Source organism: Bacillus sp. 1A (assembly GCF_052682215.1).
In genome coordinates, this window is record NZ_JBQYLZ010000001.1 from 1,586,041 (window position 1) to 1,606,303 (window position 20,263).

A 20,263-nucleotide genomic window follows, 5' to 3' on the forward strand; every position below is an offset into this window, starting at 1 on the left:
ATACTATATACTAAGTTAAAGGTTGTATAGTATATGGTGATCGGGTGATGACATATGATTTATGTAGAAAAAGTCATTATTGTAGAAGGTAAATCAGATAGAAGAAAGATTGAATCTATTATTCGTGAACCGGTGGAAATTGTTTGTACAAATGGTACAATTGGTTTATCGAAAATGGATGAGCTCATTGATCAGTTTTTTGATAAGGAAGTGTATGTACTAGTGGATGCTGATGATGCTGGAGAAAAGTTAAGGAAGCAATTTCGAAAAGAATTTCCGCAAGCAGAGCATATTTATATTGATCGCTCGTACCGAGAAGTGGCAACTGCGCCATCTTCACACTTAGCAAATGTATTATGGGGAGCTGACATTGACGTTTATACAGAATATTTACGGTAAGGAATGATAGAAGTGATTGATTGGACAGGAGCCGAAGCTACAGCCCTAATAGAGAACGAAGAAAAAACAGTGTTATATGTATATACTCCAATGTGTGGAACATGCCAATTAGCAAAAAAGATGTTAACAGTTGTTGAGATGACAATTGAAGACTTGAAAATTGGAATGTTAGATTTAAATTATGCTCCGCATTTAGCGAAAGAGTATGGAATCGAAAGTGTACCGTGTTTACTTGTTTTTGAAAATGGGACACTCATGAAGAAGATATATGCATTTCATTCGGTTGAATATTTATATACGGAATTAAAGTAGGCGGCAAAGTTTTTGCCGCCTCGACATATTTCTCGGGAAATATGTCGAGATGCAGGGTGGTTACAGTATTTGTCGAGCGAAAGTAACAGGATTGTTCTTTAGTGAGAGGGAATGGTATGTGTAATAGAAAGTGATATGAAGGATGTGATTTAGGGTGAAATTATATTCTTTGCTGCAATCATTTGTAAATTACGCTAATGGTCAATATCATTTAGAGCCGCTTTTAAGACAAGGAGAAAAAACTGTTAATTTCCGCTTTGGAGATGAAAGTTGTTCGTTACAAATTTCAAGAGATTATATAGAGCTGCTACATGAGGAAAGAGGAACGGAGCAAATCGTTTGTGCAGATGAGGAAGATGTAAAACAATTGGTGAACGGCAATGTACGATTGCAAATGTTAATGAACGATGGACGTGTACAATATTCGGGAACGTATCGAACGATGCTATTAGTTGAATCGATGTTTCATATATGTAAACCAATGTCAGTAGGCGCTTAAAATTCTGAAGTTTCATTTTTTAAGAAAATTTCTGTTGACATGATGTGTGGATATTGATACAATTCAATTCATAAAATATAGACAATTTCATAAATTACAAATCAGACGAAAATGTAATCTGATTTCTCTTATCAAGAGAGGTGGAGGGACTGTGCCCTGTGAAGCCCGGCAACCGTCAACTTATGTTGAAATGGTGCCAATTCCTGCAAAGCAAATGCTTTGAGAGATGAGAGAGAGGGATAATGTTGTTATATACGCATATAAACCTTTCTGCTTCTCTAAAGCGGAAAGGTTTTTTTGTTGTTTGAATGTGGAGGACATTCAAATAATAAAAGTAATGATAACGGTGGACTACGCGCATCAAAAATAAAAAATTGCGGAGTCGATCAAAACAAAAAGGGGTGAACATCATGATCTTGTTAGAAAATGTAAAGAAAATATATAAAGCAAAAAGCGGTGATGTCACTGCTGTAGATAATGCCAATTTAAAAATAGACAAAGGTGAAATATTTGGTGTGATCGGATATAGTGGCGCTGGGAAAAGTTCTTTAATCAGATTATTCAATCAGTTGGAAAAACCAACTTCTGGCCAAATTACAATTGCAAATCGTGTGATTTCAGCAATTACAGGGAGTGAACTTCGTAAGGCAAGGCAAGAAATCGGAATGATTTTTCAGCACTTCAACTTACTTTGGTCACGAACTGTACGCGAAAATATCGAGTTCCCACTTGAAATTGCAGGTGTTGATAAGGCGAAGAGAAGAAAACGAGTGGATGAGTTAATTTATCTTGTTGGATTAGAAGGAAGAGGAGACGCGTATCCATCTCAGCTGAGCGGAGGACAAAAGCAACGCGTGGGTATTGCAAGAGCATTAGCTAACAATCCACAAGTGCTTTTATGTGATGAAGCGACATCAGCTCTTGATCCAGAAACGACAGATCAAATTTTAGATTTATTATTAGATATTAATAAGCGTCTCGGTTTAACAATTGTACTCATTACACACGAGATGCACGTGATTCGAAAGATTTGTAATCGAGTGGCGGTAATGGAGAAAGGGAAGATTGTAGAAACGGGTCCAGTACTTGATGTATTCCGCAATCCGCAGAAAGACATTACAAAGCGATTTGTACAGCAGTTAACGGATTCTGAAGATACAAATGAAACGATTGAAAGTTTAATTGAAAAGTATCCAGATGGTAAAGTAGTTCGTTTGCAGTTTATCGGTGAAGCTGTAGAAAGACCAGTACTTCAAAGATTAATGCAACGCAGTGATATAGAAGTTAGCATTTTGCAAGGAAACATCGCCCAAACAAATAACGGCTCTTACGGTAGTTTAGTTGTTCATTTAAATGGTGAGGAAACAGCGATTCAGCAAGCAATAGAGGGAATACATCAAGATCAAGTAGAGCTGGAGGTGATTGCACATGGATAAGTTGATCACAAATGTTGATTGGAATCAAATGTTAGAGGCAACTGGTGAAACGTTATATATGACGGCAATCGCAGCTCTGGCCACATTTGTTTTAGGACTAATTTTAGGGTTGTTACTCTTTATGACAGCGAAAGATAATTTATGGGAAAACAAAGCGGTTAATACGGCAATTGGAGCGTTCGTAAACATTTTCCGCTCGATACCATTCATCATTTTAATCATTTTATTAATCCCATTCACAAAGATTCTGCTTGGAACAATTCTTGGAGCGAGTGCAGCACTGCCAGCTTTAATTATTGGAGCGGCACCGTTTTACGCGAGAATGGTTGAAATTGCACTTCGCGAAATTGATAAAGGTGTAATTGAAGCTTCAAAAGCGATGGGAGCAAAAACAAGCACTATTATTTTGAAAGTATTAATTCCAGAATCGTTACCAGCATTAGTATCTGGTATTACGGTTACAACAATCGCTTTAGTAGGCTATACAGCAATGGCGGGGGTTGTTGGTGCTGGTGGCCTTGGAACACTTGCTTATTTAGAAGGATTCCAGCGAGGAAATAACGATGTAACAATCGTTGCGACAATTTGTGTATTACTAGTGGTATTTTTCATTCAGTGGATTGGTGATCGTGTAACGACTCGAATAGATAAACGATAATAAAAAAACAGGAGGATGTTTCAAATGAAAAAATTATTACTTACAGCACTTATTTCAACTTCTATTTTTGGGTTAGCTGCTTGTGGCGGGAAAGATAAAGATGAAAAGAAACTAGTTGTGGGGGCTTCTAACGTGCCGCACGCTGAAATTTTAGAAAAGGCAAAACCGTTACTTGAGAAAAAAGGAATTGAATTAGAAGTGAAAAAGTTCCAAGATTACGTGTTACCAAATAAATCGTTAGCGGATAAGGATTTAGATGCAAACTACTTCCAGCACATTCCGTATTTAGAAAAAGAAATGAAAGATAAAAAATATGATTTTGAAATAGCAGGGAAAATTCACTTGGAACCAATTGGTGTATATTCTCAAACATATAAGAGCTTAAAAGAACTTCCAGACGGGGCGACAATTATTATGAGTAATTCCGTTACTGACCATGGACGTGGTTTAGCAATTTTACAAAAAGAAGGCATTTTAAAAATTAAAGACGGAGTAGATCCAGTTAGTGCAACTCCAAAAGATATTGTAGATAATCCGAAAAACTTAAAGTTCAAAACGGATATCGAGCCTGGTTTGTTACCACAAGTGTATAACAATAAAGAAGGCGACGCTGTTTTAATTAACTCGAACTATGCAATTGATGCGAAATTAAATCCAGAAAAAGATGCAATTGCAATTGAAGGTGATGATTCTCCATACGCAAACGTATTAGTGGTTCGTAAAGGTGATAAAGATAAAAAAGGGATTAAAGAGCTTGTAGAAGTATTGCATTCTAAAGAAATCGAAGACTTTATTAATAAAGAATATAAAGGAGCGGTTGTTCCTGTAAAAGAATAATTGCTGAAAAGAGCTGGTGTATGCCAGCCTTTTTTATAACTACATAACTATAGGGGAGAAGGGGACATCATATGAAAAAGATTCTATTGTCAGTTGTTACAGCGCTGTCTGTATTTACATTAGCTGCTTGCGGAGGGAAAGAAGAGAATAAGCTTGTTGTGGGAGCTTCTAACGTGCCGCACGCTGTTATTTTAGAAAAAGCACAGCCGATATTAGAGAAAAAGGGTATTAAATTAGAAATTAAAAAATTCCAAGATTATGTGCTGCCGAATAAAGCGTTAGCAGATAAGGAAATTGATGCGAACTATTTCCAACACATTCCTTACTTAGATAAAGAAATTCAAGAAAAGGGATATAAAATTGTAAACGCAGGAAAAATCCATTTAGAGCCAATGGGCATTTATTCTAAGAAGTATAAAAGTTTAAAAGAATTGCCAGATGGCGGAACAGTTATTATGAGTAATAACGTAGCGGAGCGTGGCCGTATGCTCGCATTGTTACAAAAAGGCGGCGTTATTAAATTAAAAGACGGTGTAGATGTTGTTAAAGCAACAGTAAAAGATGTCGTGGAAAATCCGAAAAACTTAAAGTTTAAAACAGATGTAGAGCCTGGATTGTCACCGAAGTTGTATGAAAATAATGAAGGCGATGCTATGTTTATTAATTCAAACTACGCAATTGACGCGAAATTAAATCCAACAAAGGATGCAATTGCGATTGAAGGATCAGATTCTCCTTATGCAAATATTATTGCAGTTCGCAAAGGTGACGAGAAGAAAAAAGAAATTAAAGAATTAGTAGAAGTACTGCATTCAAAAGAAATTCAAGACTTTATTAATAAAGAATATAAAGGTGCTGTACTGCCAGTAAGTGAATAAATATAAGGAAAGGATTGGGAATTTCCCAGTTCTTTTTTCTTTATATAAATAAGAAGAAAGGTGTATCATATAAGGATGCAAGGGAAATACTTATATACATTTGTGAAAAAATTGTTACATTTTTTCATCGTTTGCGATATCATTTTATTTGATATAAGATTAGAATGAGAATAAAATGAGAATATGAACGTTTTAGTAATTTTTAAAATGTATATATAGGATTAATGGAGGTATTGAGATGGCTGGTTCTACATTAACGGTTAAAGACTTACATGTATCAATTGATGGAAAAGAAATTTTAAAAGGTGTAAACCTTGAAGTAAAAGGTGGAGAAATCCACGCAATTATGGGACCTAACGGAACAGGTAAATCAACTTTATCTTCTGCCATTATGGGTCACCCAAAGTATGAAGTAACAGAAGGTAGCATCATCATCGACGGTGAAGATGTATTAGAAATGGAAGTAGACGAGCGCGCACAAGCAGGTCTATTCTTAGCAATGCAATATCCAAGTGAAATTAGCGGAGTAACAAACGCTGACTTCTTACGCTCTGCAATTAACGCACGTCGTGAAGAAGGCGATGAAATTTCTCTTATGAAATTTATCCGTACTTTAGATAAAAACATGGAATTCCTAGAAATGGATCCAGAAATGGCACAACGTTACTTAAACGAAGGTTTCTCTGGTGGAGAGAAAAAACGTAACGAAATTCTTCAATTAATGATGATTGAGCCGAAAATCGCAATCTTAGATGAAATCGACTCAGGTCTTGATATCGATGCATTAAAAGTTGTATCTAAAGGTATTAACCAAATGCGCGGCGAAGATTTCGGTTGCCTAATGATTACGCATTACCAACGTTTATTAAACTACATCACTCCAGACTTCGTTCACGTTATGATGAACGGTCGTATCGTTAAATCTGGTGGCCCTGAGCTTGCACAACGTCTAGAAGCTGAAGGTTACGACTGGATTAAAAAAGAATTAGGTATTGAAGACGAAACAGCAGAGCAAGAAGCGTAAGAGAGGAGCATAAACATGACAATCGGTACATTACCTTTCGATCAAGAAACAATCCGTCAACGCGCAAGCGAAGTAAACGAAGCTGCTTGGTTGACTGAGTTCCGCTTACAAGCTCTTGCACAAGCAACTGAACTTCCAATGCCAACGCCTGATAAAACGAAAATTGAAAAATGGGACTTTATCGGAAAAGGCGAAGCTGCTAAGCAAGAGCCTGTAAGTTCTTTAACAGAGCTTCCAGAAGCAGTGAAAAACTTAATCGATGAAAATAACAGCGTATTAGTACAACGTACTGGTACAACTGCATTCGTTTCTTTAGCAGACGAAGCAAAAGAAAAAGGTGTTATTTTTACAGACATCGTAACAGCTGCAACAGAGCATGCTGAACTATTACAAAAGTATTTAATGAAAGACGGCGTGAAGGTAGACGAGCATCGTTTAACTGCACTTCATGCTGCATTAATCAACGGCGGTGCATTTGTATATGTTCCGAAAAACGTTGTTCTTGAAACTCCACTTCAAGCTGTATTCTTAGTAGACGGCGAAGAAGCTAACGTATATAACCACGTATTATTCGTAGCTGATGCGAACAGTACTGCAACTTATGTAGAAAACTACGTTGCAAATGAAAATGCTAAAGGTATTGCAAATATCGTAGCAGAAGTAATCGTGGAACAAGGCGCACAAGTGAAATTCGGTGCGGTTGATCTATTAGCAAAAGATGTAACAACTTACGTTAACCGCCGCGGTGTTGTTGGACGCGACGGCCGCATTGATTGGGCTCTAGGTCTTATGAATGACGGAAACACAATTTCAGAGAACGTTACGAACTTAATGGGCGACGGATCATATGCTGATACAAAAACAGTAACAATTGGCCGTGGTAACCAAACACAAAACTTTACAACTAAAGTTGTTCACTTCGGTAAACACTCTGAAGGTTGGATCTTAAAGCACGGTGTACAAAAAGATAGTGCAACATCTATCTTTAACGGAATTGGTAAGATTGAACATGGTGCATCTAAATCAAATGCACAACAATCTTCTCGCGTTCTTATGTTAGATGAAAAAGCTCGCGGTGATGCAAACCCAATTCTTTTAATCGACGAAGATGATGTAATGGCAGGTCACGCAGCTTCAGTAGGCCGCGTAGATCCGTACCAATTATACTACTTGATGAGCCGTGGTATTCCAAAACGCGAAGCAGAACGTTTAGTCATCCATGGATTCTTAGCACCTGTAGTAAATGAGCTTCCAATTGAAGGAGTAAAGGCACAGCTTGTTGAGGTAATTGAAAGGAAAGTTCGCTAATGAATATTCATGAAATACGCAAACAGTTTCCAATTCTTGATCAAAAAGTGAACGGCAAACAACTTGTATATTTCGATAGTGCAGCAACTTCTCAAAAACCAATTCAAGTCATTGAAACGTTAGAACGTTACTATAAAGAATATAATTCTAACGTGCATCGCGGTGTTCATACGCTCGGTACGAAAGCTACCGACGCGTATGAAGGTGCACGAGAGAAAGTTCGCAAGTTTATTAACGCGAAATCAATGGAAGAGATTATTTTCACGCGCGGAACGACAACTGCATTAAATACAGTAGCGGCTAGCTATGGTCTTGAAAATGTAAAAGAAGGCGATGAAATCGTTATTTCTTACATGGAGCACCATAGTAACATCATTCCGTGGCAACAAGTTGCGAAGAAAACTGGTGCAACTTTAAAATACCTTCCGCTTCAACCAGACGGTACAATTTCTTTAGAAGATGTTCGTCAAACAGTTACACCGAATACAAAAATCGTTTCTATTATGCAAGTATCAAACGTACTTGGAACGATTAACCCTGTAAAAGAAATCGGAGCAATCGCACACGAAAACGGTGCAATTATGGTCGTTGATGGTGCACAAAGTACACCTCATATGAAAGTGGATGTACAAGATTTAAACTGTGATTTCTACGCATTATCTGCTCATAAGATGTGCGGACCTACAGGTATCGGCGTATTATATGGTAAAAAAGAATTGCTGAACAATATGGAGCCAATTGAATTTGGCGGTGAAATGATTGATTTCGTAGATTTACAAGAATCTACTTGGAAAGAGCTTCCGTGGAAGTTTGAAGCAGGTACACCGATTATCGGTAATGCAATCGGACTTGGTGCGGCAATTGATTTCCTAGAAGAAATCGGTCTTCATAATATTGAAAAGCATGAACATGAATTAGCGCAATATGCTTTAGAAAGACTATCAGAAGTAGATGGCGTTACAATTTATGGTCCAAAGCATCGCGCTGGTCTTGTTACATTTAATATTGAAGACGTACATCCTCATGATGTAGCAACTGTATTAGATGTAGAAGGCATTGCGGTTCGCGCAGGACACCACTGTGCACAACCGCTTATGAAGTGGCTGAAAGCTTCTTCTACAGCACGTGCGAGCTTCTATTTATATAATACAAAAGAAGAAATTGATACATTTGTTGAATCACTAATCAAGACAAAGGAGTATTTCACAAATGTCATTTAATAATTTAGATACGTTATACCGTCAAGTTATTATGGATCATTATAAGAATCCTCGTAACAATGGCGTGTTAGAAGATAGTGTTACTGTTAACTTGAACAATCCAACTTGCGGCGATCGTATTCAACTTACGATGAAAGTAGAAGAAGGTATTGTACAAGAAGCGAAGTTTGAAGGAGAAGGGTGTTCTATCTCAATGTCTTCAGCTTCGATGATGACACAAGCAGTAAAAGGTAAGAAAATTGAAGAGGCACTTCAGCTTTCTAAAATTTTCTCTGACATGATGCTAGGAAAAGAGTACGATGACAGCATTGATTTAGGAGATATTGAAGCATTACAAGGCGTATGCAAGTTCCCTGCACGTATTAAATGTGCAACATTAGCGTGGAAAGCGTTAGAAAAGGGCTTAAACGAAGATAAGTAATGTTAAAGGTTCCTAAAAACGAGGTTATTAAGGAGGGACACACCAACATGGCGAAGCAACTGCCAGATATCGGCGATTATAAATATGGTTTCAAAGACAAAGACGTTTCGATTTTCCGTGCTGGACGCGGTTTAACAAAAGAAATCGTTGAAGAGATTTCACGTATGAAAGAAGAACCACAGTGGATGTTAGACTTCCGTTTAAAATCACTGGATAAGTTCTATGAAATGCCAATGCCACAATGGGGTGGCGACTTAAACGACTTAGATTTCGATGAAATTACGTACTACGTAAAACCATCTGAGAAATCTGAGAAGTCTTGGGATGAAGTACCTGAGGAAATTAAAGCGACATTTGATAAATTAGGTATTCCTGAAGCGGAGCAAAAATATTTAGCTGGTGTATCTGCACAGTACGAATCTGAAGTTGTATACCACAACATGAAAGAAGACCTAGAAGCTCTAGGAATCGTCTTCAAAGATACAGATAGCGCATTAAAAGAGAACGAAGATATTTTCCGTGAGCATTTCGGAAAAGTAATCCCACCAACAGACAACAAATTCTCTGCATTAAACTCTGCAGTTTGGTCTGGTGGATCATTCATCTACGTTCCAAAAGGTATTAAAGTGGATACACCACTTCAAGCGTACTTCCGTATTAACTCTGAAAATATGGGACAATTCGAGCGTACGCTTATCATCGTAGACGAAGGCGCACACGTACACTACGTAGAAGGTTGTACAGCACCTGTTTACACGACTAACTCACTTCACAGTGCGGTAGTAGAAATCATCATTAAGAAAGATGCATATTGCCGTTATACAACAATCCAAAACTGGGCGAACAACGTTTACAACCTAGTTACAAAACGTGCGGTTTGTGAAGAAAACGCAACGATGGAATGGATTGACGGTAACATCGGATCTAAATTAACGATGAAATACCCAGCAGTTATCTTAAAAGGCGAAGGCGCTCGTGGTTTAACATTATCTATCGCGATTGCTGGTAAAGGCCAACACCAAGATGCTGGTGCGAAAATGATTCACTTAGCACCAAACACGTCTTCAACAATCGTTTCTAAATCGATTGCGAAGCATGGTGGTAAAGTAACTTACCGTGGTATCGTACAATTCGGACCAAAAGCGAAAAACTCTCGCTCTAACATCGAGTGTGACACGTTAATCATGGATAACCAATCTACATCTGATACAATTCCTTACAACGAAATCAAAAACGATTACGTTTCACTTGAACACGAAGCGAAAGTATCGAAAGTATCAGAAGAACAATTATTCTACCTAATGAGCCGCGGTATTTCTGAGCAAGAAGCTACAGAAATGATCGTAATGGGCTTCATCGAGCCATTCACTCGCGAACTTCCAATGGAATACGCAGTTGAAATGAACCGCCTAATCAAGTTTGAGATGGAAGGTTCTATCGGTTAAATAGAAATGCGGAGCCGACTATTCAGACCCGTTGGCTAAGGTTCTTTCGCACAGAAGATGTTGTTTATCTTCTTGTGCGGAAGGTTCTTAGACATGAGGGTCTAGGAGGCGAAGCTGGACAATATTTAAAAGTGGAAGCGGCTCGTCCAGAATGTGAGGGGGATGGAGCTTCTGACGTAGAGGCGCTTTTTGCCTCATAGGAAGAAGTGAAGCCACCGAACATTCTAGCCGCTGGAACTGGATAATATATGTATGAAAAAAGCGCCCTGCTGTGCAGGGCGCTTTTTTATGTTGTGCTTGGGTCGATTCAGTTCAGGTCAGTTCAGGCTAGGATACCCAGGCGGGTGTTCAGTTAGATATATCAGCGATTATTCAAATAAATCGACCATAACTCGGAATATATCGGCGATTATTGCAATATATCGACGATTCGACAAGGAATATCGACTTATCAACAAATTACGACAGGAAGAACAGCCCGTATACCCCGAACCTAAATCGTATCCACTTTATCCACAGGCCTAACACGTTCCAAAATATACTTCATTCCAACAAAAGAACCATACCCAATTAAAGCACCTAACATATTCAATAAGATGTCATCAATATCGAAAACACCAGTAAAAGTAAGGAGTTGTAATGATTCGATTAATAAAATAAACTTAATAAAAATTTTAGAGGCCATTTTTACATTGTTAATTTGTTTAAATAATAATGGCAGAAGGAATCCGAATGGGATAAATATGATGACGTTTCCTAATGTATTCATAAGTACGATTTCTATATTATAAGGATCTAGTAAATGTGTAGGATCGAATCCACTTAGATAGCTGATTGTACTTTTAAAAGGAATTAAGTTTATTAATCCACCATGTATAAAGCGCCAGTCTCCCGTTTCAAATAAATACTTCAAATCATAAAAGTAAACGGATGACCTCCCGAGCAACAGTTTAAATAATAAAACAAATGAATACGGTAAAAATAATCCCCAACCAATCCACTGTACATATTTTTGCGTAGAAGACTGCATCGCTTTTTCAATTTCAGTTCCTAAAGTAGAGGCTTCTCCGAAGTTTTGAATGGCTAATGTAGTGGCTTCTTCTTCAGATTTTCCTTGATCGAGAAATTCTTGTTTTAAACTTGTAAGATGATCGTAAATTTCGAAGTAAAGTTCGTCTTTATCAGATTGGGATAGGTTGGTTTGTTGAACGATACTCTTTATGTATTTTTCAATCGTCATTAATTTAAAGCTCCTTTCTGACAAGTTTTAATAAGAGCTGTAACTGAATCCCACGCTGTTAGTTTTTCTTCTAAAATTTTCTTGCCGCTCGTAGTAATGCGATAAAATTTTCGTTTCATACAAGTTTCAGATTCACCCCAGTAGGAATTGATTAAATCCTTTTGTTCCAAGCGCTTAAGTGCTGGATAGAGTGTACCTTGGCTCATCGTGTATAGATCATTGCTGTTTTCTTTTAGCTTTTGAATAATTTCATATCCGTACGTATCGTGCTGTTTAATGATGGAGAGCAGTAAAATATCAATACTTCCTTTTAATATCTCTTTATCCATTTTATGGTTCACCACCTTATGATGAGATTGTAACACGACATATGTCGTGTTACAAGGTATATATCTAGGGTAATACCCCGTCTAGTATCTATTAAAATATATCAGCGATTATTCAAATAAATCGACCATAACTCGGAATATATCGACGATTATTTCAATATATCGACGTTTCGACAAGGGATATCGACTTATCGACAAAGTAAGACAAAAGAAATTCCGTATATACCCCACAACATGTTGTAGGAAAAGAGACCGACTGCAAGTAAGGCAAAGATACTGACAAATCCACTGACAATCTATTGGAAAATCCAATCGAGCCCCACCTACCGAACTCTCTGTTAAACTTTTTGACAAATCCCCCGAACCCAAACCAAATCCCCCGTTCAATCATCTAAAACCCTTCCACACACTAGAAAAAGTTTTCTTATCAAAAAGGACAATCTTTTGCTTTTTCTTATAATGCGAGTACAATGTAAAATAGCAAGAAAAGACGAAAAGTATTTACAGGATTATTGCGTACGTGTAGCGTAAATGGCAGTAAGGAACTGAGAGGAGGTTTTTTCTCTGAATATAAATAAAGAAACAATCATCCACCTTTATCATACAAACGATATACATAGTCATTTTGAAAATTGGCCGCAAATTTCTCGGTTTGTACAAGGGGAGAAAAAGCGAAGAAAGGAAGCGGGAGAGACCGTTTTGACGGTTGATATCGGCGATCATGTGGATCGTTTTCATAGCATTTCGGAAGCGACGAATGGACTGGGCAATACGAAGCTTTTGAATGAGGCGTTATATGATTATGTAACGATCGGAAATAATGAAGGAATTACGTTAGCGAAGGAGCATTTGAATCGTCTATATGATGATGCTGGATTTGAGGTGCTCGTTGCGAATTTATTTGAAAAAGAAGGGGTACGTCCAGCGTGGGCAAAGCCTTATAAATTACATACAACGACAGATGGGATTACGATTGCCTTTATCGGGTTAACGGTAGCTTATCCAGAGTTTTATCATATGCTCGATTGGCATATTGAAGATCCGCTTATCCATTTAGAGTCTATTTTAGAAGAAGTGCGAGATGAGGCTCATATTACGGTTGTCCTTTCTCATCTTGGAAAAAGCATGGATGAGTATATGGCAGAGCATTATGATATAGATGTTATTTTAGGTGCACATACGCATCATTTATTTGAGCGTGGCATTCTTATGAATAATACTTTACTTTGTTGTTGTGAAAAGTGGGGACGTTACGTTGGGCACGTTCAGCTTACTGTGGATAAAGAGGCGAAGAAGTTATTGAAAAAAGACGGTAGAGCGATTAAGACAGAACGTTTAGGTGCTTATAGCAAACCGTTATCCACAATTGAAGTGTTGCAGGAAGAAAGTAAACATATTATGGCAGAGCCTGTCGTTCATTTAAAGGAATCATTACCGGTCGATTGGTTTCATGAGACATCATTTTCGCACATGTTAGCAAATGCGCTGAAAACGTGGTGCGGTGCAGATATTGGCATGGTGAACGCTGGTGTGCTATTAGAGGGATTAAATGAAGGTGTTGTGACGCGGGGAGATATTCACAGAATTTGTCCACATCCAATTAATCCATGTTTATTAAAAGTGCCGGGGAAAACGTTAAGAGAAGTTATTTTGAAAGCACGTCGCCCGAATATGGAGAACCTTGAGGTAAAAGGATTCGGATTTCGTGGAAAAGTGATGGGGAAAATGATTTACGCTGGTGTCGAAGTCATTCCAGATATGATTCCTGGGAATAAAATTTTACTGGAAGATGTATTGATTAACGGGGAATCGCTGGAATTAGATCGTATATATACGGTAGGAACGATTGATATGTTTACATTCGGATACTTATACCCAGAGCTATCCACACTTTCTGACAAACAATATTATATGCCAGAGTTACTCAGAGATGTGTTAACAGACGTGCTGATAACTCATACATCTTCCGTCAAACTATAGGCTAGTTAACTTGTAACACTCATTTTTCTCTTGTCATACAGATAAGAAAGAGAGGAGTGTGGACTATGGTTAATGTGGAGCCAATTATAATCGATAATTATACGTTTATTGCGGTTAGCGTCAAACTTCCAAAGACAAATTTGCTAGCTGTAATGAGCGATAAAGGATATATTATGTGCGGTGCATTAGATGTAGGTCTTTTAAATGAGAAGTTAGGTGATCGAGGAATTATTGCTGGCCGTGCGGTTGGTGTAAGAACGATTGAACAACTTCTTGAAGCGCCGCTAGAATCAGTAACGATTGAGGCCGAAGCATTAGGTATTACGGCAGGCACAATCGGAAAAGAAGCATTATTAAAAATGAGATAAGCATATATCGTCCCTCCTTCTTGCATAGAAATGATATAAGAAGGAGGTTTTTTTATGAGTATATTTCGTTCGAAAAATTCGCGGTTTCGAAGGGGACCAATTTCCTTTCGGCACATACTGCTTATGTCGTTTATTCTTTTTGTCATATTACTCGTGCAAGGATTATGGATTGTGAATAAAAGCATTCAGCCGACATTACTTAAATATGGGGAAGTAGAGACGCATAAAATGGCGACAGCGGTTATGACGAAGGCGGTAAAAGATAGAATTAATGAAGGGTTTGATGTCGATTCATTAATGAAAGTACAAAATGATAAAAACGGAAAAGTATCCACAATTAATTTAAATACAAAGCAAGTAAATGAAATCGTAACGTCAACGACCACATACATAGAAAAATATTTACAGCAAGTAGAACAAGGTGATTTGAAGGGGCTAGGTATTTCTGAAAAAAATGGAGCAACGATGGCAGTTCCTTTTGGTCGTGTAACGGATAATGCGCTTCTTGGAAATATAGGTCCCGATATTCCAATTGATTTCACGACGATTGGTCATGTGAATACGGATATTAAACAAAAAATTGAACCGCACGGGATCAATACGACAGCGATTCAAATTATTATGGAGATGGAAGTCACGTTGCAAGTGATTATTCCATTTCATACGAAAGAAATAAAGGTAAAACAAGATGTTCCGATTGCAACGCGTATTGTTCAAGGGGAAGTGCCTACTTATTATGGAAGTGGGAGTGTTGTTGTACCTGATAAAAAGAAAACGGATAGTTAGCCGAATTAAAAAAATAACCGTAGCAATATGCTACGGTTATCGTTTTGTATTCGTGCGTTCTTTTCGCTCCCAAAGACTTAAATGCATGTATGGATCGAAAGCCCATTCTGTATAACCATTGTCTTTATACATACCGAAATGTAGGTGGGGCGGGAATTTTCCAGCTGTGCCGGGAGGGCCGTAACCGGTGCTACCGACAAATCCGATTACTTTTCCTGGTTCGACAATTTGTCCAAGCTGTATTTCTTTTGAGAATCCGCCTAAATGAGCGTAATAATGGTAATTATTATGAAGGTCGCGAATACCGATGCGCCATCCGCCAAGACGGTTCCAGCCTTTTGTTTCAATAATGCCATAGCAAGTAGATCTTACTGGTACACCATAGCCTGCAAAAATATCAGTTCCTTCATGAACTCTCCTTCCCCCAAAACTTCTTCCAGCACCGAAAGTACTACGGTAGCTATGGTCACTACGAATCGGAAGAGGGAAAGCATTTCCTTCTAAATTAATACGTCCGTAATGTTTATAAATTTGGGCGTATTCGGTAATTAATTCAACTGTTTTCGCACGTCTATAATATTCCCAAAGCATAATGTGAACACGGTCTTCGGACGTTCCTTGTTTCTTTAAAATTGTCGCTGCTGTATGCAGAAGATCACGGTCGTTATTTGCGTTTGCAAATCCATCTTTGTCACCATCTAAACCCAATCCGCCAAATAGAGAAATTGTATGGGGGAGAGTGTCGTTACCATTAACGGGACCAGCCCATATTTCTGGTTTGAAATAAAGGGAAATAATGGCATCTGGTTTTTTCGGAATATCTTTTCTTACGCTCCGTATATTTCTTTCGTATTGATCCATTGCAGCTAAGTAATACCACGGAATGCCTGAAGATTGCTCGGTTTCTTTATATAGTGCCATGCGCTTTTCGTATATGCTTTGCTGATTATCTTCACCGTAAGCGATATTTTGGTGGAGAAGAAAGCAAATCGAAAGCAAAAGAGAAATTTTTCGAAGCATGAAATAGACTCCTTTCACAACATCACTCTTTTTAGTGTGGGATATACGGAGTATTTCATTATAGGGAACGATTGGAAAAAATCTTAGAATCTTCATTTGAGCAAATCGCTTTCATACGTTAGAATAGATATGTTACATTGAAAGAAGCGAACACGGTAAATTATTTCATATTGTGCGGAGTTGATAACCATGACAAAACAAACAGAATATAAGCGCAAGCCCGAATGGTTGAAAATTAAGTTAAACACGAATGAAAACTATACAGGCTTAAAGAAAATGATGCGTTCTAAGAATCTTCATACAGTTTGTGAGGAAGCAAAATGTCCGAATATTCATGAATGCTGGGCTGTAAGAAAAACAGCAACATTTATGATTTTAGGTGCGGTTTGTACACGTGCTTGTCGTTTTTGTGCGGTTAAAACAGGCTTACCAACTGAGCTTGATTTACAAGAGCCAGAACGCGTAGCAGATTCTGTAGTACAAATGGGCTTAAAGCACGTTGTTATAACAGCGGTTGCACGTGATGATTTAAAGGACGGGGGAGCAGCTGTTTTTGCTGAAACAGTACGCGCTGTACGTCGTAAAAATCCATTTACGTCAATCGAAGTATTACCATCTGATATGGGTGGAGTAGAAGAAAACTTAAAAATGTTAATGGATGCAAAACCAGATATTTTAAACCATAACATTGAAACAGTACGTCGATTATCTGACCGAGTTCGCGCTAGAGCAAAATATGATCGTTCATTAGAGTTTTTACGTCGAGCAAAAGAAATGCAGCCTGATATTCCAACTAAATCGAGCATTATGGTGGGCTTAGGTGAAACGAGAGAAGATTTAATTGAAGCGATGGATGACTTACGTGCAAACAATGTGGATATTTTAACTCTTGGACAATACCTACAGCCATCTAAGAAGCATTTACCAGTTCTTAAATATTACCCACCAGCAGAATTTGCAGAGCTTAAAGAAATTGCACTTAGCAAAGGCTTTAGCCACTGTGAAGCTGGCCCACTTGTGCGTTCTTCTTACCATGCGGACGAGCAGGTTCGTTCTGCAAAAGAAAAAACAGCAGAAGCAAAATAATAAAAAACTCCTTTTTAGTTTAAAACTAGGAAGGAGTTTTTTATTGTGAAAATGATAAAGGGGGGTATGAACGTGAAGGCTTTTATCTTTTTAACCATAGCAATTGTAAGCGAAGTATTCGGGACATCTATGTTAAAGGTATCGAATGGATTCACAAAATTGTTACCGAGCATAGGAGTAGTAGTTGGGTTCGCTTCAGCATTTTTCTTCCTTTCTAGAGCATTGCAACATATGCAACTTAGTACGGCGTATGCGATATGGGCAGGAGTGGGAACTGCTTTAACAGCGCTCATTGGTGTATTTGTTTGGAAAGATGCTTTTACGTGGCAAACTGCAGCGGGATTAGTACTTATTATAGGCGGGGTTGTTGTATTGAATTTGTCGGGTTCCGGTGCACATTAAAAGAGAGCTAATCATTAGCTCTCTTTTTGTTTATATTCTAAAACAGTATTTCGGCATGTTAATAAGATTTTCTTTAATTCCTCTGTGGATAATTCAATTGTAAATTCAGGTACACCAGGTGTAATTAAAATTTTATCGTAAGCATAAATAGCACTATCCACAATAATCGTTACATGTTGTGAATAACCGAAAGGAGCTACACATCCTGGAGTACAGCCTGTTTCTTCTCTTAGCTCATCAGGAGAACAGAGAGATAAGCTTTCTCCTGTTATTTCTTTCATCTCTCCTCGGTTGAGCCTTGTACCCTCTAACGTAAAAAATACGTAATAATCTCCAGACTTTGATTTTAAAAATAAGCTTTTACTTGGAGTGCCGTGTAAGCCAAGCCTTTCACGTACGATACGATCTGTTTTATAATCGAGTACTGGTTCATGTTCAAACTTTTCGTAAGAAGCATTTGTTTTATGTAGTAAAGCAAGTACATCTTCGTACATATGGAGTGATACCCCTTTCTATTGTTAGTACAGTTTCTTCTCGTGGCGTCAACTGAATGTGTTGGAAAGAGATATTACTTGGACGGTGCTTCCCATAATCGTTTTAGGATACATTGTTTATCGAGTGTAATTTCGTAAATATCAGGATTCGTTAAAGCTCTCCATTCAATAAAGCCGATCGTATGATCAAAGTGCTTTAAAATGAGCGTCAGTAAGTTCCCATGTGTAACAAGTAGTGTTGTAGTATGGTTTAACTTTAAAACGTCTTGGATAAGTGATATAGCACGATCCGTCGCTTGTTTTGTTGACTCTCCGCCTGAAAAGGCAATATCTATATTTGTAAAAGTAGATTCTAGTTTTTGCAACCAATCGTCCATTGGAACGTTGCTTAATATGCGTTCAGCTAATCGTTCATCTTCTTGGATAGACAGGTTAGCTTGGAGCGCATAGGGCCGAATAGAATCGATAGCTCGCACAAATGGGCTTGAAATAATATGATCTATTTGTGATTGGTTTTCTAAGAGGAATGTAGCAAGAGTGTTTGCTTGATTTTTTCCTGCAATCGTTAATTCGGCATCACATTCTTGCCCAGTTGCTGAACAATGTCGTATTACAATCAATTTCTTCATAATTCATCCCCATATTTCAAGTTGACGCTATATACTTCGACAAATGCGGGGGAAATTCCTTTTTATTGGAAAAGGCATATTGATCTAAATATGTGGAAAAGTAATGTGGATAAATGAATATTTGAGGTGTAATGATGAAAAAAATGATATGTATTATATTCGGTCTTTGTTTTTTTATACACTTGTCCACAACATATGCAGAATCCAATCAAAAATTAAATTATCCAAGCAATCGAAATAAATCGTTTGTGAGTGAGGATGTGTTTTACGAACATTTAGATAAGAAAATCTATAAAGAATACAACAATGCAGCATATAGTGTTCGGAAAAAAATCTTATTTAAAGAAGTGGCTGATGAGGAATTTTCTTTCCTACAAAAAACAGCCATGGGTTGTCGGAGTAGTGTGATGCTTCAAGATTTTTTTGTTCATCCTGATCGCCAAGTTTATTTTTTCGCTTCCTTTTCTCAAAATGAAGTAGAAGAGTTTCATAAGTACATCGTTATAGACGCAGAAACAAAGAGGGAGCTGCAAGAGGGTAAGAGTTATCATCATTGCGAAAAACGTGGTAAAAAATAACCCACCAGTTGGTGGGTTATTTTTTATTCCGGTACACTCATTAATTTCTCTTTCATTTTACGAATAAGAATGACAGCACCAATTGTGAAGAGAAGGGTAATTCCTTCTGCAACAAAGATGTTAATTGTTTTTGTTTGATAAAGTGCCGCGAAAAAGTCTACAAATGCGTGGAATAATATAGCGTAAACAAGGAAGATATATTTCTTCTGTTTTACTGCGTATAAGACAAGCATCGTAAAGGCAATTTGCAATACAAGAGCCATAATTCTTTCCAAGCTGCCAAGGAAGTATAAATAAGCAGGTTGTTCTATTAACATATCCTTTACAAGATTTAATTGTGGTAGTTTTTCTGCCATTTGAGCGAAGCTACCATTGTTAATAGCATTAGCGAATATAAGTGTCTGCAATGCAGAGAATCCGCCAACTAAAATGGATTCAATCCCGCCGTGACCAATTCCATAAGCGAAGCCATCTTTATATTCTAGATATTTTTTTAGTAGGAAGAAGAAGGCAACGAAGCGTCCTAATTCTTCAAAAATACCAGCAGTTAGTCCGCCATAAATTGCAAAGATAAACGGATTTTCTAAAAATGGAGCGATTGCTGGATTACCACGCATAAATAGGTGGAACGGTGTTTCGAGAATTTGGGTAAATCCAATAAAGATAAGAACACCAACGCCGACCACTTTCCAATTAATATTATATTTTTTACGGAAATAAACGAGTACAATAATTGGGACCAGAACCGAAACAACGAGTTGAAATATGATGCTGGCAATTACAGTATTTGAAACCATACTTTCACCGCTTTCTAATATATGTATATATCTATTATGCATGAAATATAGTGGAGATGAAACTTTTAACAAAAAATGAATTTACTTATTGACTCTAACGTTGCGTCATACTTTATC

At 37.7% G+C, this 20,263-nt stretch carries 24 protein-coding genes and 1 riboswitch; of the genes, 18 read left to right on the top strand and 6 right to left on the bottom strand.

Features of this window, described 5'->3' with window-relative positions:
- Positions 1 to 54 precede the first annotated feature (54 nt).
- The 12 genes from ACUN0F_RS07895 to sufB all read left to right on the top strand — a co-directional run bounded on the left by ACUN0F_RS07895 (position 55) and on the right by sufB (position 10,437).
- Positions 55 to 399: a toprim domain-containing protein gene (locus ACUN0F_RS07895; protein WP_000640866.1), complete on the top strand. Its 345-nt coding sequence runs from the start codon at positions 55 to 57 to the stop codon at positions 397 to 399.
- A 3-nt stretch (positions 400 to 402) separates the two neighbouring features.
- Positions 403 to 711 carry a thioredoxin family protein gene (locus tag ACUN0F_RS07900; protein ID WP_002008881.1) on the top strand — a complete coding sequence of 103 codons (309 nt, stop codon included), beginning with the start codon at positions 403 to 405 and terminating at the stop codon, positions 709 to 711.
- 154 nt (positions 712 to 865) lie between these two features.
- Positions 866 to 1,210: a hypothetical protein gene (locus ACUN0F_RS07905; RefSeq protein ID WP_000781214.1), complete on the top strand. Its 345-nt coding sequence runs from the start codon at positions 866 to 868 to the stop codon at positions 1,208 to 1,210.
- 125 nt (positions 1,211 to 1,335) lie between these two features.
- Positions 1,336 to 1,443: riboswitch (SAM riboswitch) on the top strand.
- Between the two features lie 177 nt (positions 1,444 to 1,620).
- Positions 1,621 to 2,646 carry a methionine ABC transporter ATP-binding protein gene (locus ACUN0F_RS07910; RefSeq protein ID WP_000601765.1) on the top strand — a complete coding sequence of 342 codons (1,026 nt, stop codon included), beginning with the start codon at positions 1,621 to 1,623 and terminating at the stop codon, positions 2,644 to 2,646.
- Positions 2,639 to 3,304: a methionine ABC transporter permease gene (locus ACUN0F_RS07915; protein WP_445539336.1), complete on the top strand. Its 666-nt coding sequence runs from the start codon at positions 2,639 to 2,641 to the stop codon at positions 3,302 to 3,304. The genes ACUN0F_RS07910 and ACUN0F_RS07915 overlap by 8 nt, the downstream gene beginning before the upstream one ends.
- A 24-nt stretch (positions 3,305 to 3,328) precedes the next feature.
- A complete protein-coding gene (metQ, locus tag ACUN0F_RS07920; RefSeq protein ID WP_097857014.1) occupies positions 3,329 to 4,141 on the top strand; it encodes a methionine ABC transporter substrate-binding lipoprotein MetQ in 813 nt (270 codons plus the stop codon).
- Between the two features lie 71 nt (positions 4,142 to 4,212).
- Positions 4,213 to 5,019 carry a methionine ABC transporter substrate-binding lipoprotein MetQ gene (metQ, locus tag ACUN0F_RS07925; protein WP_264461634.1) on the top strand — a complete coding sequence of 269 codons (807 nt, stop codon included), beginning with the start codon at positions 4,213 to 4,215 and terminating at the stop codon, positions 5,017 to 5,019.
- 238 nt (positions 5,020 to 5,257) lie between these two features.
- On the top strand, positions 5,258 to 6,043 hold the full coding sequence (sufC, locus tag ACUN0F_RS07930) for a Fe-S cluster assembly ATPase SufC (RefSeq protein WP_000929161.1): 786 nt from the start codon (positions 5,258 to 5,260) through the stop codon (positions 6,041 to 6,043).
- A gap of 15 nt (positions 6,044 to 6,058) precedes the next feature.
- Positions 6,059 to 7,351, top strand: coding sequence for a Fe-S cluster assembly protein SufD (gene sufD, locus ACUN0F_RS07935; RefSeq protein ID WP_046955852.1), 1,293 nt, complete (start codon positions 6,059 to 6,061; stop codon positions 7,349 to 7,351).
- The gene (gene sufS, locus ACUN0F_RS07940) at positions 7,351 to 8,571 is read left to right on the top strand and encodes a cysteine desulfurase SufS (RefSeq protein WP_001020769.1); all 1,221 of its coding nucleotides are present in this window, start codon (positions 7,351 to 7,353) and stop codon (positions 8,569 to 8,571) included. The genes sufD and sufS overlap by 1 nt, the downstream gene beginning before the upstream one ends.
- Entirely contained in the window at positions 8,561 to 8,992 is a 432-nt protein-coding gene (gene sufU / locus ACUN0F_RS07945; protein WP_000009525.1) for a Fe-S cluster assembly sulfur transfer protein SufU, read from the top strand. Before sufS ends, sufU begins: the two co-directional genes overlap by 11 nt.
- 47 nt (positions 8,993 to 9,039) lie before the next feature.
- Positions 9,040 to 10,437, top strand: coding sequence for a Fe-S cluster assembly protein SufB (gene sufB / locus ACUN0F_RS07950; RefSeq protein ID WP_001118829.1), 1,398 nt, complete (start codon positions 9,040 to 9,042; stop codon positions 10,435 to 10,437).
- A gap of 493 nt (positions 10,438 to 10,930) precedes the next feature.
- Here sufB and ACUN0F_RS07955 read toward each other — a convergent pair whose 3' ends face one another.
- Both ACUN0F_RS07955 and ACUN0F_RS07960 read right to left on the bottom strand, forming a co-directional pair.
- Positions 10,931 to 11,677, bottom strand: coding sequence for a VanZ family protein (locus ACUN0F_RS07955; protein WP_445539337.1), 747 nt, complete (start codon positions 11,675 to 11,677; stop codon positions 10,931 to 10,933).
- Complete coding sequence (locus tag ACUN0F_RS07960; RefSeq protein WP_445539338.1) at positions 11,677 to 12,006, bottom strand: PadR family transcriptional regulator; 330 nt, start codon at positions 12,004 to 12,006, stop codon at positions 11,677 to 11,679. Before ACUN0F_RS07960 ends, ACUN0F_RS07955 begins: the two co-directional genes overlap by 1 nt.
- A 588-nt stretch (positions 12,007 to 12,594) precedes the next feature.
- On the opposite strand from ACUN0F_RS07960, the gene ACUN0F_RS07965 reads away from it, so the two are divergent.
- From ACUN0F_RS07965 to yunB, 3 genes are all read left to right on the top strand, one after another.
- Entirely contained in the window at positions 12,595 to 13,986 is a 1,392-nt protein-coding gene (locus ACUN0F_RS07965) for a bifunctional metallophosphatase/5'-nucleotidase (RefSeq protein WP_445540810.1), read from the top strand.
- 65 nt (positions 13,987 to 14,051) lie between these two features.
- Entirely contained in the window at positions 14,052 to 14,354 is a 303-nt protein-coding gene (locus tag ACUN0F_RS07970; protein ID WP_000248463.1) for a YunC family protein, read from the top strand.
- A gap of 54 nt (positions 14,355 to 14,408) precedes the next feature.
- Positions 14,409 to 15,140 (top strand): sporulation protein YunB, encoded by a 732-nt coding sequence (gene yunB / locus ACUN0F_RS07975; RefSeq protein WP_046954393.1) that lies wholly within the window; start codon positions 14,409 to 14,411, stop codon positions 15,138 to 15,140.
- A 36-nt stretch (positions 15,141 to 15,176) separates the two neighbouring features.
- Here the strand turns inward: yunB and ACUN0F_RS07980 are convergent, their stop codons facing one another.
- Entirely contained in the window at positions 15,177 to 16,160 is a 984-nt protein-coding gene (locus tag ACUN0F_RS07980; RefSeq protein WP_000944677.1) for a M23 family metallopeptidase, read from the bottom strand.
- 189 nt (positions 16,161 to 16,349) lie between these two features.
- On the opposite strand from ACUN0F_RS07980, the gene lipA reads away from it, so the two are divergent.
- Together lipA and ACUN0F_RS07990 are read left to right on the top strand one after the other, a co-directional pair.
- On the top strand, positions 16,350 to 17,246 hold the full coding sequence (gene lipA / locus ACUN0F_RS07985; RefSeq protein WP_000166369.1) for a lipoyl synthase: 897 nt from the start codon (positions 16,350 to 16,352) through the stop codon (positions 17,244 to 17,246).
- A gap of 72 nt (positions 17,247 to 17,318) precedes the next feature.
- On the top strand, positions 17,319 to 17,648 hold the full coding sequence (locus tag ACUN0F_RS07990) for a DMT family transporter (RefSeq protein ID WP_336296935.1): 330 nt from the start codon (positions 17,319 to 17,321) through the stop codon (positions 17,646 to 17,648).
- A gap of 14 nt (positions 17,649 to 17,662) precedes the next feature.
- Here ACUN0F_RS07990 and ACUN0F_RS07995 read toward each other — a convergent pair whose 3' ends face one another.
- Together ACUN0F_RS07995 and ACUN0F_RS08000 are read right to left on the bottom strand one after the other, a co-directional pair.
- Positions 17,663 to 18,142: a YbaK/EbsC family protein gene (locus ACUN0F_RS07995; RefSeq protein ID WP_445539339.1), complete on the bottom strand. Its 480-nt coding sequence runs from the start codon at positions 18,140 to 18,142 to the stop codon at positions 17,663 to 17,665.
- A gap of 74 nt (positions 18,143 to 18,216) precedes the next feature.
- Complete coding sequence (locus ACUN0F_RS08000; protein WP_445539340.1) at positions 18,217 to 18,771, bottom strand: histidine phosphatase family protein; 555 nt, start codon at positions 18,769 to 18,771, stop codon at positions 18,217 to 18,219.
- 134 nt (positions 18,772 to 18,905) lie between these two features.
- On the opposite strand from ACUN0F_RS08000, the gene ACUN0F_RS08005 reads away from it, so the two are divergent.
- The gene (locus ACUN0F_RS08005; protein WP_141475157.1) at positions 18,906 to 19,349 is read left to right on the top strand and encodes a hypothetical protein; all 444 of its coding nucleotides are present in this window, start codon (positions 18,906 to 18,908) and stop codon (positions 19,347 to 19,349) included.
- A 23-nt stretch (positions 19,350 to 19,372) separates the two neighbouring features.
- Here ACUN0F_RS08005 and ACUN0F_RS08010 read toward each other — a convergent pair whose 3' ends face one another.
- A complete protein-coding gene (locus ACUN0F_RS08010) occupies positions 19,373 to 20,188 on the bottom strand; it encodes a YhfC family intramembrane metalloprotease (protein ID WP_046954401.1) in 816 nt (271 codons plus the stop codon).
- Positions 20,189 to 20,263: the final 75 nt, after the last annotated feature.

Coding starts and splice junctions, on each gene's coding strand:
- ACUN0F_RS07910 (WP_000601765.1), top strand. CDS start 1,621: ATGATCTTGTTAGAAAATGTAAAGAAAATATATAAAGCAAAAAGCGGT.
- ACUN0F_RS07980 (WP_000944677.1), bottom strand. CDS start 16,160: ATGCTTCGAAAAATTTCTCTTTTGCTTTCGATTTGCTTTCTTCTCCAC.
- ACUN0F_RS08005 (WP_141475157.1), top strand. CDS start 18,906: ATGAAAAAAATGATATGTATTATATTCGGTCTTTGTTTTTTTATACAC.
- sufB (WP_001118829.1), top strand. CDS start 9,040: ATGGCGAAGCAACTGCCAGATATCGGCGATTATAAATATGGTTTCAAA.
- lipA (WP_000166369.1), top strand. CDS start 16,350: ATGACAAAACAAACAGAATATAAGCGCAAGCCCGAATGGTTGAAAATT.
- yunB (WP_046954393.1), top strand. CDS start 14,409: ATGAGTATATTTCGTTCGAAAAATTCGCGGTTTCGAAGGGGACCAATT.
- ACUN0F_RS08000 (WP_445539340.1), bottom strand. CDS start 18,771: ATGAAGAAATTGATTGTAATACGACATTGTTCAGCAACTGGGCAAGAA.
- ACUN0F_RS07895 (WP_000640866.1), top strand. CDS start 55: ATGATTTATGTAGAAAAAGTCATTATTGTAGAAGGTAAATCAGATAGA.
- ACUN0F_RS07915 (WP_445539336.1), top strand. CDS start 2,639: ATGGATAAGTTGATCACAAATGTTGATTGGAATCAAATGTTAGAGGCA.
- sufD (WP_046955852.1), top strand. CDS start 6,059: ATGACAATCGGTACATTACCTTTCGATCAAGAAACAATCCGTCAACGC.
- ACUN0F_RS07900 (WP_002008881.1), top strand. CDS start 403: ATGATAGAAGTGATTGATTGGACAGGAGCCGAAGCTACAGCCCTAATA.
- sufC (WP_000929161.1), top strand. CDS start 5,258: ATGGCTGGTTCTACATTAACGGTTAAAGACTTACATGTATCAATTGAT.
- metQ (WP_097857014.1), top strand. CDS start 3,329: ATGAAAAAATTATTACTTACAGCACTTATTTCAACTTCTATTTTTGGG.
- sufU (WP_000009525.1), top strand. CDS start 8,561: ATGTCATTTAATAATTTAGATACGTTATACCGTCAAGTTATTATGGAT.
- sufS (WP_001020769.1), top strand. CDS start 7,351: ATGAATATTCATGAAATACGCAAACAGTTTCCAATTCTTGATCAAAAA.
- ACUN0F_RS08010 (WP_046954401.1), bottom strand. CDS start 20,188: ATGCATAATAGATATATACATATATTAGAAAGCGGTGAAAGTATGGTT.
- ACUN0F_RS07970 (WP_000248463.1), top strand. CDS start 14,052: ATGGTTAATGTGGAGCCAATTATAATCGATAATTATACGTTTATTGCG.
- ACUN0F_RS07955 (WP_445539337.1), bottom strand. CDS start 11,677: ATGACGATTGAAAAATACATAAAGAGTATCGTTCAACAAACCAACCTA.
- ACUN0F_RS07960 (WP_445539338.1), bottom strand. CDS start 12,006: ATGGATAAAGAGATATTAAAAGGAAGTATTGATATTTTACTGCTCTCC.
- ACUN0F_RS07995 (WP_445539339.1), bottom strand. CDS start 18,142: ATGTACGAAGATGTACTTGCTTTACTACATAAAACAAATGCTTCTTAC.
- metQ (WP_264461634.1), top strand. CDS start 4,213: ATGAAAAAGATTCTATTGTCAGTTGTTACAGCGCTGTCTGTATTTACA.